Origin of the sequence: Sphingomonas sp. Leaf4 (genome assembly GCF_920939515.1) — a bacterium.
Lineage (GTDB): Bacteria > Pseudomonadota > Alphaproteobacteria > Sphingomonadales > Sphingomonadaceae > Sphingomonas.
This window is the reverse complement of the sequence record NZ_CAKLBB010000004.1, coordinates 246,540-263,287: the sequence shown is the minus strand read 5'-3', so window position 1 is coordinate 263,287 and position 16,748 is coordinate 246,540. Positions and strand designations below refer to the sequence as shown.

Below are 16,748 nucleotides of genomic sequence, written 5' to 3'. Positions count from 1 at the left end.
TTTCGGATCAGCGGGTCGTGGAAAGGCGATAGATCATGACGTGGCGGTACGGCTTGCCCGGATCGACCCGGGCCGAGGCGAAGGTCGGCTGGTTGGGCGAATCGGGGAATTTCTGCGGTTCCAGTGCGATGCCGTCACCCATGCGATACAGATGCCCCTGCTTGCCGACATAAGTGCCGTCAAGGAAGTTGCCGGTATAGAACTGGATGCCCGGTTCGGTCGACAATACTTCGAGCACCCGGCCGCTGAGGCCGTCCTCCAGCCGCGCAGCCAGCTCGGGCGTGGGCGTCGGCCCCTTGTCGAGCACGAAATTATGGTCGTAGCCCTGACCCAGCCGGATCTGTTCGTCGCGTCCGTCGCGGATGCCGTCGGCGATCAGCCGGGGTTTGGTGAAATCGAACACCGTGCCGTGGACCGGGCGGATCTGGCCGGTCGGGATCAGCCGCGCGTCGACGGGGGTGTAGCTGCCCGCCGGGACGGTCAGCCGGTGCTGTCCGGTGCCGCCGGGCGCGCCTTCACCGCTCAGGTTGAAGATCGCGTGGTTCGTCATGTTGACGATCGTCGGCTTGGTCGTCGCCGCGTCGAACGCGATGGTCAGGTCGCCGGCATCGTTCAGCGAATAGGTGACGGCGGTGGTCAACTGCCCCGGATAGCCCTGATCGCCATCGGCGCTGACCAGCGTCAGCTTCACCGACGCGGTCGCCCCGGACTTCACGTCGGCCACCTGCCACACGCGCTTGTCGAACCCCTGGGTTCCGCCGTGGAGCGAGTTGGTCTTGTCGTTCTGCGTCAGTTGATAGCTGCGCCCGTCGAGGCTGAACTTGCCGCCGGCGATCCGGTTGGCATAGCGCCCGACGCTCACCCCGAAATAATTGGGGCGCGATTCATAGGTCGCGACATCGTCATAGCCGAGCACCACGTCGGCGCGCTTGCCGGCGCGGTCGGGGGCGACCAGCGATTGCAGCGTCGCGCCATAGGACAGGATGCGCGCCGACACGCCCTTCGCGTTGGTCAGCACGATCGCCTCGATGGCGGTGCCGTCCTTTAGCCGTCCGGCGGCTTCGCGTTTCGCATCGGCGGCCTGCGCCGAACTGATCGTCGCCGCGACCGCCACCGTGGCCAGAGCCCACCGTTTCATTGCTTCCATCTCCCCTCCGCCGCGACCGTTGACGCGGTGCCTTCCGCCATATAGTCAGACAAAAACGTTTAGGGCAAGCGGGTGTCGCCTACCGACGCCGGCCATTGTCATATAAATAAGGGGAGTTTGCGACAAGATGCCGGCACCGATCACTTCCGCGCGCGGTGTGACCGCCGCGCCGCCGGGGGGCAACTACACCTCGGCGCTGACGCTGCTCGCCAGCCTGTTCTTCATGTGGGGCTTCATCACGGTCATCAACAACACGCTGCTGCCGCATCTGCGCAGCGTGTTCGACCTGAACTATACCCAGACCACGCTGATCGAAAGCGTGTGGTTCATCGCCTATTTCTTCGCCTCGATCCCGTCGGCCAAGCTGATCGAGCGGATCGGCTATCAGAAGTCGCTGGTCATCGGATTGCTGGTGATGGCGGCGGGTGCGGCGGGCATGGTGCTGGCCGCCAGCCTGCCGTCGTACGGCGTCACGCTGGTGATGCTGTTCGTGATCGCCAGCGGCATCACGCTGCTGCAGGTCGCGGCCAACCCCTATGTCGCGGTGATCGGCCCGTCGGCCACCGCATCGTCGCGGCTCAATCTGGTGCAGGCGATGAACTCGGCGGGCACCATGCTCGCCCCGCTGTTCGGCGCGTATCTGATCCTCGGCCGGTCGAAGGGCGGCACGGCGGAGGCGGGCACGGTGCTGACGCAGGCCGAACGGATGGCCGACGCGCAGTCGGTGATCCTGCCCTATGTGCTGGTCACGATCGTGCTGGTCGTGCTGGCGGTCATCATCGCGCGCTTCCCGCTCCCCGCGATGGGATCGTCGACCAGCCGCGTCGCCAAGGAAGAGCGCCGGAAGCATTCGCTGTGGAACCACCGCAACCTCGTGTTCGGCGTGCCCGCGATCTTCATCTACCTGATCGCCGAGATCGGCGTCGCCAACCTGTTCGTGAACTTCGTCAGCCAGCCCGACATCGCCAACGTCACCAACGAACTCGCCGGGCGCTATCTGACGCTGTTGTGGGGCGGGATGATGATCGGTCGTTTCGTCGGCAGCTTCGTGATGCAGAAGGTCGATGCGGCCAAGGTGCTGGCGTTCTTCTCGATCGGCGCGTTCGTCGTGATGCTGGGTGCCACCTTCCTGAACGGGCCCGCCGCGATGTGGTCGCTGATCCTCGTCGGGCTGTTCCATTCGATCATGTTCCCGACGATCTTTACGCTCGGCATCAAGGGGCTGGGACCGCTGACCGAGGAAGGCTCGGGGCTGCTCATCATGGCGATCGCCGGCGGCGCGCTGGTGGTGGTACAGGGCTGGCTGGCCGACAAATACGGCCTGCAATGGTCGTTCCTGCTGACCGCCGCGTGCGAGCTCTACATCCTGTTCTACGCGCTGTGGGGATCGAAGGTCACGAACCCGATCGCCGATGTTCCCGCCGATACCGACGTCTTCAAGTAAGGAACCTTCCGATGACTCTCCGCCTGTTGCAGCGCGTGGCCCCCGGCCGCGCCGTCATCGCCGCGACCGACAGCGGCGCGCATATCGTTCCCGGCGTTGCCAGCGTCCGCGATCTCGCCTTGCGCGCGATCGAGGCGGGCCAGTCGATCGCCGACACCATCGCCGCGCTGGGGCAGGGCGAGGCGGTCGACCTGACCGCCTTGTTCGACGCCGGCCAGATCGGATCGCCGATCGACCACGCGGACCCGGCGCATGTCGTGATGACCGGCACCGGCCTCACCCACCTCGGCTCCGCCGAGGGGCGCGACAAGATGCACCGCGCGGCGGCCGAAGCGGCAACTCAGACCGATTCGATGCGGATGTTCCTCGAAGGGGTCGAGGGCGGCAAGCCCGCGGCAGGCGAAGTCGGCCAGCAGCCCGAATGGTTCTACAAGGGCGACGGCAGCCAGATGGTGGCCCCGGGCGGCGACTTCACCATGCCCGCCTTCGCGCAGGACGGCGGCGAGGAGCCCGAACTGGCCGGCATCTACTTGATCGGTCCCGACGGCACGCCGCACCGCATCGGCCTGACCCTCGCCAACGAGTTTTCGGACCATGTGACCGAACGCCACAACTACCTCTGGCTGGCGCACAGCAAGCTGCGTCAGGCGTCGCTCGGCCCCGAACTGCTGGTCGGCACCCCGCCCGAACACGTCGAGGGCACCAGCCGCATCGTGCGGGACGGTGAGACGATCTGGGAAAAGCCGTTCCTGTCGGGCGAGGCGAACATGTCGCACAGCCTGTCGAACCTCGAACATCACCACTTCAAATACGCGCTGTTCCGTCGTCCTGGCGACATCCATGTCCACTTCTTCGGCACGGCGACGCTGTCGTTCTCGGACGGGATCGCGACGCAGGAAGGCGACGTGTTCGAAATCGCGGCGGCCCCGTTCGTCCTGCCGCTGCGCAACACGCTGACGCGGGCGGAAGAGGCGCCGGTTACGGTCCACCAGTTGTAACAATGCTTCGTCATTCCCGCGCAGGCGGGAATCCATACACGCTGACGCCTCGAAAGAGACGCTACCGTCAGCGTCAATGGATTCCCGCCTGCGCGGGAATGACGAGGGGTATCTGGGTCATCCCCCCAGCAACGGCACGATCCGGTCGAGCAACGGCAACTGGCTCTTGAGCATCATCGTCCGCGCCTCGGCGACCGGCATCCAGCGCGCGGCATCGACTTCGGGAAAGGCGCGGCGCCGGCCGCTGCGCGGTGGCCATTCGATCTCGAACGTCATGCTGGTGATCCGCTGCGTGTCGACATCCTGTTCGGCGGCGAACGCCGACACCGACTTGCCGCCCGACTGTTTGACCACGCCCAGCGGCGCGAGCGGCCCGGCGACCGTCACCCCCAGTTCCTCGGCCACCTCGCGCCGTGCCGCATCCTCGACCGCCTCGTCGGGTTCGACATGGCCCTTGGGGATCTGCCACGCGCCGGCCTGCCGCCGCGCCCAGAACGGACCGCCGGGATGCACCAGCAGCACCGCCGGCTGCGGCTTGCGGCGATAGAGCAGAATTCCGGCACTGTGTTGCGGCATGGATCGACGGTCCCTGTTCGGGCAATCGTCTGCGTCGCCCTTGTTGCCCAACAGACGCCGCGCGCCCATTTGCGTTCCATGCCGCAGCGACGGGAGCAGATAGTTTGCGTGAACTGAGTCTGTACGTCGTCGGCGCGGACCATCCGAACCGCACGGGCAAGGGCAATCGCCGGTTCGAGATATTGCTGTGCCGGCCCGGCGAACCGGTGCTGCTGGTGCTCGAACCGCGCAACCCGGTCGATCCCGACGCGGTGATGGTGATGAGCGCGCGCGGCGTGCAGATCGGCTACCTCACCGCCGAGCGTGCGCCATGGATCGCCGGCATGTTGCGCGGCGGGCGCGAGGTGCGGGCGATCTTCCAGCAGGCGACCCGGCCGGGGGCCGCGATCCGCGTCGCGTTCAATGGCGCCACGCCGACGCTGCCCCCGGCGACCGCCCCCGCCACCGATCCCGCACCCGATTTCTGGCCCGACGAGATACCGCCCGACGACTGACGATCTTGTCGCCCGCCGCCGCCGGGCGCACAGTGCCGCGCATGGCGCGATCGATCTTCATCACCGGCGGGGCATCGGGCATCGGCCGCGCCACCGCGCAGTTGTTCGCCGCGCGCGGCTGGCGAATCGGCCTTGCCGATATTGATGCGGCGACGCTGACGCGCACCGCCGGGGACCTGCCCGCCGACACGGCGACCTTCGCCTTCGACGTGACGCAGGCGGTAGAATGGGACGCGGCACTCGCCGCTTTTGCCGCCGATGGCGCGATCGATGTCGTGTTCAACAACGCCGGCATTGCCGCCGGCGGCGTGTTCGCCGACATGGCCGTAACCGCGATCGAGCGGACGGTGGCGGTGAACCTGACCGGCGTGTTGCTCGGCGCGCATGCCGCGCACCCGTATCTGAAAGCGAGCGGCGGCTGCCTGCTCAATACCGCCTCGGCCGCCGGCATCTATGGCACCGCCGGGGCGGCGGTCTATTCGGCGACCAAGTTCGCCGTGCGTGGCCTCACCGAAGCGCTCGACGGCGAATGGGCCGCCGACGGCATCGCCGTGCGCGCGCTGATGCCCGGCTTCATCGACACGCCGCTGCTCGACGGCACGCTGACCGGGACCAACCGCACGATCCGCGAGCGCGTGCGCGAGCAGGGGCTGGAGTTCACCCCGCTGGAAACCGTGGCGCAAGCGGCATGGGACGCCGTTCATGGCGGCCCCGTGCTGGTGCCGGTCGGGCCGACCGCGCGGCGGATGCGCTTCGCCGCGCGCTGGTTCCCCGGCGCGCTGCGCAAACATATGCGGGCGCGGCGCTAAACCCTATTCGACCAGCGAATCGATCGCCTGCGCCATGTCGATGTCGCGCTCCGACAGGCCGCCCGCGTCGTGGGTGGTTAGCAAGATGTCGACGCGGTTGTAGATGTTCGACCATTCGGGATGGTGATCGGCCTTCTCCGCCAGCAACGCGACCTGCGCCATGAACGCGAACGCCTGGCTGAAATTATCGAAGGTGAAGCTGCGCACGATCGCGTCGCGCGCCGCATCGTGATCCCAATCGGGCAATCCGTCCAGCGCATCGGCGCGTTCGGCCTGGCTCAGCGGCTCCATGATCCCTCCCTTGTGTCCTCGACCCGGAGCGGCCTATTGCTTGAACCATGGCCGATCAAGCGCGAAGAGCCCCCACCGCCGGGGAGATGGAAGCGTTGGCGCGCGAGGCGCTAGCGCGTATCCCCGAACCCTTCGCCGGGCATCTCGCCAACGCCGTCCTGTTCGTCGAGGAATTCGCCGACGACGCGACCCTCGCCGAAATGGACATGGACCCCTATGAGCTGACCGGCCTGTATCGCGGCCGGCCGGTGGGCGAGAAATCGGCGTTCGACGCGATCGACTATCCCGAACAAATCCACCTCTATCGCCAGCCGTTGCTCGCCGAATGGTGCGAAACCGGCGTCGATCTCCACGACCTGATCCGCCACGTCATCGTGCATGAGGTCGGCCATCATTTCGGCCTGTCCGACGACGACATGCACGCGCTGGAGGACGGCGATTGACCCTGCTCGCTTTCGCGGGCGTGACGGCTAGGCGCGGGGGGCGGGTGTTGTTCGCCGATCGATCGTTCGTGCTGGCGGCGGGCGACGCGCTGCTGGTGCAGGGGCCGAACGGCGTCGGCAAGTCGACGCTGGTGCGGATCGCCGCCGGCCTGCTCGCGCCTGTCGCCGGAACGGTGACGCGCGGTGGCACGACCGCTTTGCTGACCGAAGGCACCGCGCTCGACGCCGAACAACCGCTGGCGGCGGCGCTCGGCTTCTGGGCGGCGCTCGACGGCACGCGCGATCGGGTGGCCCACGCGATGGCGACGATGGCGATCGACACGCTCGGCGACGTGCCGGTGCGGATGCTGTCGACCGGGCAGAAGCGCCGCGCCGCCATCGCCCGCGTCATCGCCGCCGCGGCACCATTGTGGCTGCTCGACGAGCCGGCCAATGGCCTCGACGCCGCCTCGCTCGACCGGCTGGAAGCGGCGATTTCCACCCACCGCGCGGGTGGCGGCGCGGTGCTGGTCGCCAGCCATGTGGCCGTAGCGCTGCCTGATGCCGAAGTGCTGGCGCTGTGATCGCGCTTACGTTGCGCGAAGTGCGCCGCGCGTGGAGCGGCGGCGGGCTGTTGCTCCCGGTCGCGTTCTTCCTGCTCGTCGCCACGCTGTTTCCCTTCGCGGTCGGGCCGGATGCGGCGCTGCTCGCGCGGATCGGCGGCGGGGTCGCGTGGGCGGCGGCGCTGCTCGCCGCGCTGCTGCCGATCGAGCGGCTGATCGCGCCCGACCTCGACAGCGGTGTCGTCGACCAACTGGTCGCGCGCGGGTGGAGCGACACCACCATCGCGCTCGCCAAGACGATCGGCCACTGGCTTGGCTTCGCGCCCGCCATGCTGCTCGCCGCCGCCCTGTCCGCCGCATTGCTGGGCATGGATGGGCGGACGCTGTTGCTGGTCGAGGCCGGGTTGCTGATCGGCACGCCGGGTCTGGCGGCGCTGGCGGTGGCGACGGCGGCGCTGGTCGCGGGCCTGCGCGGCGGCGGCGCGGTCGCCGGGCTGGTGATGCTCCCGCTCGCGCTGCCGCTCGTCATCTTCGGCGCGGGCGCGGTCCAAGGCGGGGCAGGGGCGCTGAAACTGCTCGGCGCGACCAGTCTGCTACTGTGCGTCGGCGGCCCGATCGTGGCCGGGGCGGCGCTCAGGATCGGGCGGAGCTGACGGCGGGTCGATCTACCTCGCAACAAACGTCATCCCAGCGAAGGCTGGGATCTCCCGGTAACAGCGTGTGACAGGAGCCGCTTGAGGTCCCAGCCTTCGCTGGGACGACGTAAGGTGCAGCTTAATCTCGGCGCCACCGCGCGAAGATCGCGGTCGGTAGCACCAGCCCGCGCGTCTCCTCGCGCACGCCCAGTTCGCCGCATTCCACCGTACCGTCCAGATCGCCCAGCGCCTGCCGCAGCAGTTCGCCGATCGCCAGCGCCGACATCCGCACGGCATAGACCGTCAGGAACAGGAAGCGTGATTCGCTGTCGAGCAACTGGCGGCATTCGGCGATGAGGCCGGGGAGATGTTCCTCCAGCTTCCACACCTCGCCGTTGGGGCCGCGCCCCCATTTCGGCGGATCGAGGATGATCCCGTCATAGCGCCGTCCGCGCCGCACTTCGCGGGCGACGAACTTGCCGGCATCCTCGACCAGCCAGCGCACCGGCTTGTCGCTCATGTCCGACAAGGCGGCATTGCCGCGCGCCTGTTCGACCGATTTCTTCGACGCATCGACATGCACGACCCGCGCGCCGGCCGCTGCCAGCGCCAGCGACCCGACGCCGGTATAGCCGAACAGGTTGAGGCATTCGGGATCGGTCGCCCCGTCGATCCGCCCGCGCATCCAGTCCCACACCGGGGCCATGTCGGGGAAGAAGCCCAGATGACGGAACGGCGTGTTGCTCGCCGAGAAGCGCACCTCGCGCCACGTCAACGGCCAGTCGCGCGGGGGTTGCTTGAAAAACTGCCAGCGCCCGCCGCCATCCTCGTCCGATCCGGGGACGAACTCGCCGTGCGCGTCCCACTCGGGCAGCGCCGGGGCCCACATCGCCTGCGGTTCGGGGCGGATGAAACGATACGGCCCATAGCGTTCGAGCTTGCGACCATGGCCGCAATCGATCAGCCCGTAATCGCCCCATGGCTCGCCGATGAGTGCGATCGGGTCCATCAGCTACGCGGCGTCGCGCGCTCGGCGATCCACGCCGTCACCGCCTCGAACGTCGCGGGCAGGGTGACATAGCGTTCCTCGCGCTCGAACAGGTCGCCGACCCGGCCGGGCAGCGTCGCGCGGCTGCCGATCGCGCGTTCGACCGCGTCGGGGAATTTGGCCGGATGCGCCGTCGCCAGCGTCACCATCGGCGCATCGATCTCAGCATCCTGCGCGGCTGCAAAGGCGATGGCGGTATGCGGATCGAGGATCTCGGCGGCATGGTCATACGCCCAGCGCATCGCCTGCGCCATGCGATCGCCATCGACTCGCGCACTCTGGAACAGCGTCGCCGCGCCCTGGCTCTGCGCATTGGTCAGCCGCATCGCGCGCGCGCCTTCGAACCCGCGCATCTGTTCGCCCAGCGCTCGCCCGTCGCGCCCGCCCAGATCATGGAGCAGCCGCTCGAAGTTCGAGCTGACCTGAATGTCCATCGACGGCGTGGCGGTCGGCGTCACCTGCGCGCTCGAATAATCGCCGCTGGTCAGCGCGCGGTGGAGGATGTCGTTGACGTTGGTCGCGACGATCAGCTTCGCGATCGGCAACCCCATCTGCGCCGCGACGTATCCGGCGAACACATCGCCGAAATTGCCGGTCGGCACCGAAAAGGCAATCGCCTTGTCCGGTCCGCCCAGCCGCACGGCGGCGTAGAAGTAATAGACTACCTGCGCCATCAACCGTGCCCAGTTGATCGAATTGACCGCCGACAGCTGGAACCGCCCCGAGAAACCGGGGTCGTTGAACATCGCCTTGACCAGCGCCTGTGCGGTGTCGAAGTCACCCTCGATCGCGATATTGTGGACGTTGGGCGACAGCACCGTCGTCATCTGCCGCCGCTGCACGTCGGACACGCGGCCCGCCGGGTGCAGCATGAAGATGTCGATGTTCTCGCGCCCCGCCACCGCATCGATCGCCGCCGAGCCGGTGTCGCCGCTGGTCGCGCCGACGATCGTCAGCCGCTGCGACGTGCCGGTCAGGAAATTCTCGAACAACAGCCCCAGCAATTGCAGCGCCACGTCCTTGAACGCCAGCGTGGGGCCATGGAACAGCTCCAGCAACCACTGGTCATGGTCCAGTTGCACCAGCGGGGTGACGGCGGCGTGCGAGAAGCGGCCATAGGCCTGCTCACACAGCTCGCGCAGTTCGGCTTCGCTCAGCGAATCTCCGACGAACGGCAGCATCACCCGCACCGCCGTCTCGGCGTAGCTGAGGCCGGCCATCGCCGTAATTTCGTCGTGCGTCAGCACCGGCCACTGGGTCGGCACATAGAGGCCGCCGTCGCTGGCCAATCCGGCGAGCGTCGCGCCCGCGAAATCGAGGTCGGGCGCATCGCCCCTGGTGCTGACATACCGCATGGGCTGCGCGGTTAGCGGCTGCGGCGGCGAAGTGCCAGCAAGTATATGATGACCGCGCCCAAGGCGAAGGCAAACCACTGGATCGCATAGGCGAGGTGATGGTCGGGCAGGTTCGCCGGATTGGGCCGGCGACTGGGCGACAGGCCGGGGGCGGCGGTGTCCGACACGATCAGCGGTTCGGCCGGAGCCGCCCGCCCGATCATCCGGTCGAAGAGAGTAGGGCCGCCGGGCATCTGGCTGAGCGTGCCGGTGATCGCCCCACCGCGCCAGTCCGGCCGGACCTTCGGATCGGCCGCGACCCCCATGTCGAGCCGGAGGCGCTGGCCATTGGGGCTGCGACAGGCGACGATGTGGCGATAGCCCGGCTGGTCGTCGACGCTGCGCCCCGCCGCCATCGTCCAGTCGCCCGGCGTCGCGCAGGTCGCGGTGACGCGGGCGAACAGCGATTCGTCAGTGATCCGCGCCGGCAGCGGCATCGGTGGACGATCGAGATTGGCGGTGGCGCGCGCGATCAGCGCTTCCTTCTCGCCGCGCCGCTGCACCTGCCACAGCCCCAGCGCGACCATCGCCGCGACCGCCAGCAGCACGACGATCGTCGGCAGTACGGGCACCCGCTTCATCGCCCGCCCCGGCCTTCGCGCGCGTCGCGGCTGTATTCGAGCGCGAGCAACACGCCCTTGGCAACGCGCAGCGATTCGACGACCCCGCCGATCGTCAGCGGGACCCACAACAGCGCATGGACCCACCACGGCGGCCCCGCCGCCAGTTCCAGCCAGATCGCCGCCACGGTGACGATCGTCCCGATGCCGAGCGTCAGGAACGCCGCCGGTCCGTCACCCACGTTGAACGCGGCGAAATCCAGTCCGCACGCGCTACAGCGCGGCGCGAAGGCGAGCAGTCCGGCGAACAACGTCGCCTTGCCGCAGCGCGGACACAGGCCGCGAACCCCGCAGGCGACGGGGGTCGCAGGCCCGGTCATATCGCTCAACCGCCGTGGATCGGCGCGCCCCAGCCGCCCCAGACATAGATGACGACGAACAGGAACAGCCACACCACGTCGACGAAATGCCAATACCATGCCGCCGCCTCGAAGCCGAAATGCTGCTTCGGGGTGAAGTCGCCCTGATACGCCCGCAGCAGGTTCACCGCGAGGAAGATGGTGCCGACCAGCACGTGAAAGCCATGGAACCCGGTCGCCATGTAGAAGGCGGCGCCATAGTTCAGCCCTTTGAACGGCATCGGCGCATGGATATATTCATACGCCTGAATGCACGAGAACAGCGCGCCGAGCAGGACGGTGATCCACAGCCCCTTCTTGACGCCGTCGTTCTCGCCGACGCCGATCATGCCCCACACGCCCTTCAGCGCACCGCCGCGCTGGTTGTGGATCAGCGCATGGTGTGCCCACGTCACCGTCGTGCCCGACAGCAGCAGGATGAAGGTGTTGAGCAGCGGCAGTTCGAAGGCGTTGAGCACCTCCAGCCCTGCCGGCGGCCATTGCGCCGCGACCGCCGTGCTGCCTGCCTCGATCAGCGAGACGCCCTCTTCGTGGTTATACTGGACGGCGGCGGGGAACAGCGAAAAGTCGAACCACGACCAGAACCAGCCGACGAAGAACATGACTTCGGAGGCGATGAACAGGATCATGCCATAGCGCAGATGCAACTGCACCACCGGGGTATGGTCGCCCGCCTTCGCCTCGCGGATCACGTCGACCCACCAGAACGCCATGCACGACAGCGTCGCGATCAGCCCCGCGCCGAACACCAGCCCGCCAAGCGGCGCTTCGTTCATCCACATGATGCCGCCGGCGGCCAGGATGAACGCCGCCATCGAACTGGCCAACGGCCAGATGCTGGGCGGCAGAATGTGGAAATCGTGGTTCTTCGCGCCTGCCATCATCCGTCCCTTGTTCCGCCGCCCCTGTCTCCGGGGTATTTGTCCGCGACCCTAACCGCTCGTCTTGCCTGAATCCACCGGGTAAAATGTGTAACTGAGCGTGATGGCGCGAATGTCCTTCGCGTCGGGGTCGGCCAGCATCTTGGGGTCGACGAAGAACACCACCGGCATCCGCACCTTTTCACCCGGTTGCAGCGTCTGCTGGGTGAAGCAGAAACACTGGATCTTGGTGAAATATTTGCCCGCCTGCGCCGGCGTCACGTTGAAGGTCGCGGTGCCGGTGACCGGGCGGCCCGACACGTTCTTCGCGGTGAAGAACGCCATGTCGCGCGCGCCGATGTCGACCGTTTCCGACGCGCGCTCGGGCTTGAACTCCCACCCCAGCGCGGGGTTGATGTTGGCGTCGAAATGCACCGCGATCCGGTCGCCGACCGCGCCGGGCGCCTGCTCCCCGCGCTGCGTCGTGCCGTTGAACCCGGTCGCCTGACAGAACATGCGATACAGCGGCACGCTGGCGAACCCGACCCCGGTCATGCCGACTACGGCGGCGGCGGCGAACAACGCGGTGCGCAGGTTGCGGGTCATGTGCCCATTCCGGCCTGAATCTTCACGATGGTGATCGCGAACAGCAGCACGACAAGGCCGCCGAGGATCCACGCCATCACCTTGGCCCGTTCGCGCTGCCGTGCGCGGATACGATCGTCGTCCTGCATCAGAAAGCCCATCGGTCGGCGACCAGCGCGCCGAACATCGCGAAGAGATAGAGGATCGAGAAACCGAACAGCCGCTTCTCGGGCTTCATCGTGTCGGGCGTCCCGGTGGTCCGCATCGCCACCTGCGCCGCCATCAGCGCGAAGACCGCGGTCAGCAAGAGCGACACCAGCCCGTAGAACATGCCCGTAAGCCCGAGCGGCCACGGCGCCACCGCCACCGCCACCATCGGGATGGTATAAAGGCCGATCTGCACCCGCGTCATCCGCTCGCCCGCCACGACCGGCAGCATCGGCACGCCGGCATTGGCGTAATCGGTCTTCACGAACAGCGCAAGCGCCCAGAAATGCGGCGGGGTCCACAGGAACACGAGCGCGAACAGCAACAGGGGCAGAAGCGCCACCTGTCCGGTCGCCGCCGCCCAGCCGATCAGCGGCGGAAACGCGCCCGCCGCCCCGCCGATGACGATGTTCTGCGGCGTGCGGCGCTTGAGCCACACCGTATAGATCAGCACGTAGAACAGGATCGAGACGGCAAGGATCGCGGCGGAGGGCCAGTTCACCGCCAGCCCCATCAGCGCGACCGAAAAGACGGAGAGGCCGACGCCGAAGTGCAGCGCCGACTGCCGGTCCATCCGTCCGGCGGGCAGCGGCCGCCCCTGCGTCCGCTTCATCAGCGCGTCAATGTCGGCCTCGTACCACTGGTTCAGCGCCCCCGCCGCGCCCGCGCCCAGCGCGATGCACAGCACGGCGGTGAAGCCGATCACCGGATGGATCAGTACCGGCGCGGCGAGCATGCCGCACAGCCCGGTAAAGACGACCAGCGTCATTACCCGTGGCTTGGTCAGCGCCAGGAAGTCGCGCCAGTCGGCGGGCAGGAGGATCGTCTGCGCGGTCATTCCCATCCTATAGAGCGTTGCCGGCGCGGGGGAAAGCGCCGTACGTGACCCTCGTCCTTCCGGCGCAGGCCGGAATCCATGGGTGGAGTGACGGCAATGATGAAGCCGCCAACATTCGGCACAAGGAACCTTGGAGCCGATCGACATTTAGTCGCGTGTCGTCACCCCGGAACGAGTCCGGGGTGACGAAAGGGGCGACTGTATCGGGCGAAAATAACCAAGACTGGCCGGAACTGCTGGGACCGATCGAAATTCGGCCAGACGGCGGCTCAGGCGCCTCCCCTCCCTGACGGGGAGGGGCCGGGTGTGGGTTGGCCCGAGAGGAAACGTAAACGCTCCACGACCGGCCGACCCACCCCCAACCCCTCCCTGTCAGGGAGGGGAGAAGATCAGGACGGCATTTCGTTGAATGTCGCGTCCGACCTGAATGTCGATCGACCCCGGCTTTTGTAGGAAGGACGATCAGGGGACGGTTTCGTCACGCCGATACGCAAAACGCCCCGGGATCGCTCCCGGGGCGCTTCGTGTCGCCGATTTTGCCGGAAAGGCTCAGTCCACCTTGGGCAGCGTCTCAAACTGGTGGAACGGCGGTGGCGAGGACAGTGTCCATTCCAGCGTCGTCGCGCCATCGCCCCACGGATTGCCCGCTGCCTTGCGACCGGCCGCCAGCGAAATCACGATGTTGACGAAGAAGAACACCATGCCGATTGCCATGATGACATAGCCCATCGAGGCGATGTGGTTGTAGTAGGCATAGGCGTCCGGGTAATCTGGGTAGCGCCGCGGCATGCCCTGCGCGCCGAGGAAGTGCATCGGGAAGAACATCACGTTCACGCCGATGAAGAATACCCAGAAGTGCAGCTTGCCGAGCAGTTCGTTGTACATCTTCCCCGACATCTTTGGGAACCAGTAGTAGAAGCCGGCGAACAGCGCGAACACTGCGCCCAGCGACAGCACGTAATGGAAATGCGCGACGACATAATAGGTATCGTGCAGCACGTCGTCGACGCCACCGTTGGCCAGTACCACGCCGGTCACGCCGCCGACGGTGAACATGAAGATGAACCCGATCGCCCACAGCATTGGCGTGGGGAAGCGCAAGCTGCCGCCCCACATCGTCGCGATCCACGAGAAGATCTTGATGCCGGTCGGCACCGCGATAATCATCGTGGCGGCGGTGAAATACATCTTGGTATTCACGCTCAGGCCGGTGGTGAACATGTGGTGCGCCCACACGACGAAGCCGACCGCGCCGATCGCGACCATGGCATAGGCCATGCCGAGATAGCCGAACACCGGCTTCTTGCTGAACGTCGCGACGATGTGGCTGACGATGCCGAAGCCCGGCAGGATCATGATATAGACTTCGGGGTGGCCGAAGAACCAGAACAGATGCTGGTACAGGATCGGGTCGCCGCCGCCCGCCGGATCGAAGAAGGTCGTGCCGAACTTGCGATCGGTCAGCAGCATCGTGATCGCCGCCGCGAGGACGGGGAGCGACAGCAGCAGCAGGAACGCCGTCACCAGTACCGACCACACGAACAGCGGCATCTTGTGCAGCGTCATGCCCGGCGCGCGCATGTTGAAGATGGTGGTGATGAAGTTGATCGCGCCGAGGATCGACGAGGCGCCCGCGAGATGGAGCGACAGGATCGCCATGTCGACGCTGGGTCCGGGCTCGCCATAGGTCGACAGCGGGGCATAGACCGTCCAGCCGGTGCCCGCCCCGTCGCCGAACATCGTGCTGCCCAGCAGCAGCGCGAAGGCGGGGATGATGAGCCAGAACGAGATGTTGTTCATCCGCGGGAACGCCATGTCCGGCGCGCCGATCATGATCGGCACGAACCAGTTGCCGAACCCGCCGATCATCGCCGGCATCACCATGAAGAACACCATGATGAGCCCGTGCGCGGTGATGAGCACGTTCCAGAAATGGAGCGCCTGATCGCCTTCATGGCCTGACAGCCACGGCAGCCACTGGATACCCGGCTCGGCGAGTTCGAGGCGCATCAGCCCCGAGATCGCCCCGCCGATGATGCCTGCCACGATCGCGAAGATCAGGTAGAGCGTGCCGATGTCCTTGTGGTTCGTCGACATGAACCACCGGGCGAAGAAGCCCGGTTTATGGTCGGCATCGTGATGGTGCGCATGATCGTCGTGCGCGAACGCATGGTGGCCGGGAAGGGCGGTATCGGTCATCTTACTGGTCCACGTTGCCGACGCCGCCGCCGTTGCCGGTGGCGCGCTGGGTGGAGGGAGAGGCGGCCTCGGTCGCGTTGACGACCGGCCCGTCCGCCGCATTGCTGGCGTTCGAGGTCGCGTCGGCGGTATCGGCGCCCGGCTGCGGGATCACCGCGCTGGTCGGCGCGGCGGCCTGCGCGGCGCTCGGCAGCGTGCCGCCCTTGGCGCGGATCCACTGGTCGAACTGCGCCTGCGACACCGCTTCGACCGCGATCGGCATATAGGCGTGGCGCGCCCCGCACAGCTCGCTGCACTGGCCGAAATACAGGCCCGGCTTCTCGATGGTGAAGCTGGTTTCGTTCAGCCGGCCGGGCACCGCGTCGAGCTTCACCCAGAACGCCGGCATCGCCCAGCTATGGATCACGTCGCTGGCGGTGGTGATGAGCCGGATCGGGCGGTTGACGGGCAGCACGATCCGGTTGTCGACCGCGAGCAGGCGCGGGCCGTCCGCGGCCGTGCGGAACCGCTGGCCCGGACCCACGTCCTCCTTTTCCTTCAGCATGTTGGCCGTGACCGACACGCCGCCGTAGTCGGGATATTCGTAGGACCAGAACCACTGGTTGCCGATCGCCTTCAGCGTCACCGCATTGTCGGGCGCCGGCTTGAACTGGCGCGCGAGCAGCCCGATCGACGGCACCGCGATCGCCGCGAGGATCAGCACCGGCGCGGCGGTCCAGATGACCTCGATCACGGTGTTGTGCGACGTCTTGGACGGGACCGGGTTCGCCTTCTCGCGGAACCGGAACGCGACATACCCGAGCAGGAACAGCACCAGCAGCGAGATGGCGACGATCACCGGCATCAGGATGTTGTTGTGAAACGCCTTGGCCTCGCGGCCGGTCGGCGTGAACTGCTCCTGCAGGTCGACCACCCGGTCGGTCGGCTGGCCGATCCCCGGCGTCGCGACCATGCGCGGCGACCCGTCGTCGTTCTTCATCGGATCGGCGACCGCCGCCGGGGCGGGCGCGTCGGCGGTCGCCGCCGGAGCCGCCTGCGCGGTCGGATTGGCTGCCGCCGATCCGGGGGGCGGTGCGCCCGCCTGTGGCGCGGTCGCGGTCTCGCCGCTGCCCGGCGTCACCGCCGCCGGTTGCTGGGCATGGGCACCGCCCGCCAGCGCGGCGGCCGCCGCCAAGATCAACATCCTCGTCCCAAAGCTTCGCATCGTGTCGTGTCACCCCGTTGTGTGGCACGCGGCACGCTTCTTGATCGGCATGGTC

At 67.3% G+C, this 16,748-nt stretch carries 20 protein-coding genes; 7 read left to right on the top strand and 13 right to left on the bottom strand.

Annotated features, from left to right (window positions below):
• Nucleotides 1-7: 7 nt before the first annotated feature.
• Complete coding sequence (locus LRA89_RS07840) at nucleotides 8-1,138, bottom strand: aldose epimerase family protein (RefSeq protein WP_230769700.1); 1,131 nt, start codon at nucleotides 1,136-1,138, stop codon at nucleotides 8-10.
• 136 nt (nucleotides 1,139-1,274) lie between these two features.
• Between LRA89_RS07840 and LRA89_RS07835 the strand changes: the two genes are divergently transcribed.
• Complete coding sequence (locus LRA89_RS07835; protein WP_230769699.1) at nucleotides 1,275-2,591, top strand: sugar MFS transporter; 1,317 nt, start codon at nucleotides 1,275-1,277, stop codon at nucleotides 2,589-2,591.
• Nucleotides 2,592-2,602: 11 nt separating this feature from the next.
• A complete protein-coding gene (araD1, locus tag LRA89_RS07830) occupies nucleotides 2,603-3,589 on the top strand; it encodes an AraD1 family protein (protein ID WP_230769698.1) in 987 nt (328 codons plus the stop codon).
• A gap of 117 nt (nucleotides 3,590-3,706) precedes the next feature.
• Here the strand turns inward: araD1 and LRA89_RS07825 are convergent, their stop codons facing one another.
• Complete coding sequence (locus LRA89_RS07825) at nucleotides 3,707-4,165, bottom strand: NUDIX domain-containing protein (protein WP_055758901.1); 459 nt, start codon at nucleotides 4,163-4,165, stop codon at nucleotides 3,707-3,709.
• A 104-nt stretch (nucleotides 4,166-4,269) separates the two neighbouring features.
• Between LRA89_RS07825 and LRA89_RS07820 the strand changes: the two genes are divergently transcribed.
• Together LRA89_RS07820 and LRA89_RS07815 are read left to right on the top strand one after the other, a co-directional pair.
• Complete coding sequence (locus LRA89_RS07820; RefSeq protein ID WP_230769697.1) at nucleotides 4,270-4,659, top strand: HIRAN domain-containing protein; 390 nt, start codon at nucleotides 4,270-4,272, stop codon at nucleotides 4,657-4,659.
• Nucleotides 4,660-4,700: 41 nt separating this feature from the next.
• The gene (locus tag LRA89_RS07815; protein WP_230769696.1) at nucleotides 4,701-5,468 is read left to right on the top strand and encodes an SDR family oxidoreductase; all 768 of its coding nucleotides are present in this window, start codon (nucleotides 4,701-4,703) and stop codon (nucleotides 5,466-5,468) included.
• Nucleotides 5,469-5,471: 3 nt separating this feature from the next.
• Here the strand turns inward: LRA89_RS07815 and LRA89_RS07810 are convergent, their stop codons facing one another.
• On the bottom strand, nucleotides 5,472-5,759 hold the full coding sequence (locus tag LRA89_RS07810; RefSeq protein ID WP_230769695.1) for a 4a-hydroxytetrahydrobiopterin dehydratase: 288 nt from the start codon (nucleotides 5,757-5,759) through the stop codon (nucleotides 5,472-5,474).
• 47 nt (nucleotides 5,760-5,806) lie between these two features.
• On the opposite strand from LRA89_RS07810, the gene LRA89_RS07805 reads away from it, so the two are divergent.
• From LRA89_RS07805 to LRA89_RS07795, 3 genes are read left to right on the top strand one after another with little or no spacing between them, the layout of a single operon-like run.
• Complete coding sequence (locus tag LRA89_RS07805) at nucleotides 5,807-6,202, top strand: metallopeptidase family protein (RefSeq protein WP_230769694.1); 396 nt, start codon at nucleotides 5,807-5,809, stop codon at nucleotides 6,200-6,202.
• Nucleotides 6,199-6,765, top strand: coding sequence for a heme ABC exporter ATP-binding protein CcmA (gene ccmA, locus LRA89_RS07800; protein WP_056498126.1), 567 nt, complete (start codon nucleotides 6,199-6,201; stop codon nucleotides 6,763-6,765). Before LRA89_RS07805 ends, ccmA begins: the two co-directional genes overlap by 4 nt.
• On the top strand, nucleotides 6,762-7,397 hold the full coding sequence (locus tag LRA89_RS07795) for a heme exporter protein CcmB (RefSeq protein WP_230769693.1): 636 nt from the start codon (nucleotides 6,762-6,764) through the stop codon (nucleotides 7,395-7,397). Before ccmA ends, LRA89_RS07795 begins: the two co-directional genes overlap by 4 nt.
• 121 nt (nucleotides 7,398-7,518) lie before the next feature.
• Here LRA89_RS07795 and LRA89_RS07790 read toward each other — a convergent pair whose 3' ends face one another.
• The 10 genes from LRA89_RS07790 to coxB form a co-directional block, all read right to left on the bottom strand.
• Nucleotides 7,519-8,388 carry a class I SAM-dependent methyltransferase gene (locus LRA89_RS07790; protein WP_230769692.1) on the bottom strand — a complete coding sequence of 290 codons (870 nt, stop codon included), beginning with the start codon at nucleotides 8,386-8,388 and terminating at the stop codon, nucleotides 7,519-7,521.
• The gene (gene thrC / locus LRA89_RS07785) at nucleotides 8,388-9,782 is read right to left on the bottom strand and encodes a threonine synthase (RefSeq protein ID WP_230769691.1); all 1,395 of its coding nucleotides are present in this window, start codon (nucleotides 9,780-9,782) and stop codon (nucleotides 8,388-8,390) included. The genes LRA89_RS07790 and thrC overlap by 1 nt, the downstream gene beginning before the upstream one ends.
• Nucleotides 9,783-9,793: 11 nt before the next feature.
• Entirely contained in the window at nucleotides 9,794-10,402 is a 609-nt protein-coding gene (locus LRA89_RS07780; RefSeq protein WP_230769690.1) for an SURF1 family protein, read from the bottom strand.
• Complete coding sequence (locus tag LRA89_RS07775; protein ID WP_230769689.1) at nucleotides 10,399-10,761, bottom strand: DUF983 domain-containing protein; 363 nt, start codon at nucleotides 10,759-10,761, stop codon at nucleotides 10,399-10,401. Before LRA89_RS07775 ends, LRA89_RS07780 begins: the two co-directional genes overlap by 4 nt.
• Before the next feature lie 5 nt (nucleotides 10,762-10,766).
• Nucleotides 10,767-11,681, bottom strand: coding sequence for a cytochrome c oxidase subunit 3 (locus LRA89_RS07770; RefSeq protein WP_055760412.1), 915 nt, complete (start codon nucleotides 11,679-11,681; stop codon nucleotides 10,767-10,769).
• Nucleotides 11,682-11,732: 51 nt separating this feature from the next.
• On the bottom strand, nucleotides 11,733-12,266 hold the full coding sequence (locus LRA89_RS07765; RefSeq protein ID WP_055758935.1) for a cytochrome c oxidase assembly protein: 534 nt from the start codon (nucleotides 12,264-12,266) through the stop codon (nucleotides 11,733-11,735).
• On the bottom strand, nucleotides 12,263-12,394 hold the full coding sequence (locus LRA89_RS20470) for a hypothetical protein (RefSeq protein WP_268795721.1): 132 nt from the start codon (nucleotides 12,392-12,394) through the stop codon (nucleotides 12,263-12,265). The genes LRA89_RS07765 and LRA89_RS20470 overlap by 4 nt, the downstream gene beginning before the upstream one ends.
• Complete coding sequence (locus LRA89_RS07760; protein ID WP_230769688.1) at nucleotides 12,394-13,290, bottom strand: heme o synthase; 897 nt, start codon at nucleotides 13,288-13,290, stop codon at nucleotides 12,394-12,396. Before LRA89_RS07760 ends, LRA89_RS20470 begins: the two co-directional genes overlap by 1 nt.
• Before the next feature lie 549 nt (nucleotides 13,291-13,839).
• Complete coding sequence (gene ctaD, locus LRA89_RS07755; RefSeq protein WP_055758941.1) at nucleotides 13,840-15,489, bottom strand: cytochrome c oxidase subunit I; 1,650 nt, start codon at nucleotides 15,487-15,489, stop codon at nucleotides 13,840-13,842.
• Between the two features lies 1 nt (nucleotide 15,490).
• Nucleotides 15,491-16,672 carry a cytochrome c oxidase subunit II gene (gene coxB, locus LRA89_RS07750; protein ID WP_230769687.1) on the bottom strand — a complete coding sequence of 394 codons (1,182 nt, stop codon included), beginning with the start codon at nucleotides 16,670-16,672 and terminating at the stop codon, nucleotides 15,491-15,493.
• Nucleotides 16,673-16,748: the final 76 nt, after the last annotated feature.